General features: G+C 59.0%; 1 protein-coding gene. It reads left to right on the top strand.

Annotated elements, in window-relative coordinates:
* Nucleotides 1-834 (top strand): amino acid adenylation domain-containing protein (locus PY650_RS36575; protein WP_285884980.1); only part of this gene is annotated, 834 nt, incomplete at both ends.

The following is an 834-nucleotide window of genomic DNA, read 5'->3' as shown; positions in this document are numbered from 1 at the left end:
TCCGGTTCCACCGGGACACCAAAGGGCGTCATGGTCGAGCATGCGAGCGTGGCTCGTCTGTTCGAGGCGACACATGACTGGTATGGCTTCACCGAACACGACGTCTGGTGCCTGTTTCATTCCATCTCGTTCGACTTTTCGGTGTGGGAATTGTGGGGCGCACTGCGCTATGGCGGACGTTTGATTGTCGTTCCGAGTAATACCGCCCGTTCTGCCCCCGACTTTCATGAGCTCGTCTGCAAGTCTGGCGTCACGGTTCTCAATCAAACCCCCTCGGCTTTTAGAGCCTTCATGAATGTAGAATGCCAGAGCAGTGTTCGAAGCCGCCTTCGATATGTGATTTTTGGTGGGGAGGCTCTGGAGCCGTCCATTCTGAAGCCGTGGTATGAACGGCATTCAGACGGCGCCCCGCAATTGATTAACATGTACGGCATCACGGAAGCGATCGTGCATGTAACCTATCGACCTCTTACTCATTCTGACACCTGCAACTCGGGTAGTCTGATCGGAGAGCCCATCCGCGATCTTCGAGTGTATCTTCTGGACGGCGATGGTGCACCGGTGCCGTTCGGGGCGGTGGGCGAGCTTTATATTGGCGGGGCCGGCGTTGCGCGCGGCTATCTGAACCGGCCGGAGCTGACGGCCGAGCGGTTCATCGCCAGCCCCTTTGTCGAAGGCGACCGGCTGTACAAGACCGGTGACCTCGGACGTTATCTGCCGGACGGCAATCTGGAATTCCTCGGCCGCAACGACGAGCAGGTGAAGATCCGCGGCTTCCGCATCGAGCCGGGCGAGATCGCCGCACGGCTTTGCGAGAATGCCCTGGTGCGCGAG

This window comes from Martinezella calliandrae, assembly GCF_030272695.1.
Classification (GTDB): domain Bacteria; phylum Pseudomonadota; class Alphaproteobacteria; order Rhizobiales; family Rhizobiaceae; genus Rhizobium; species Rhizobium calliandrae.
This window is presented reverse-complemented; position numbering and strand designations above follow the sequence as displayed.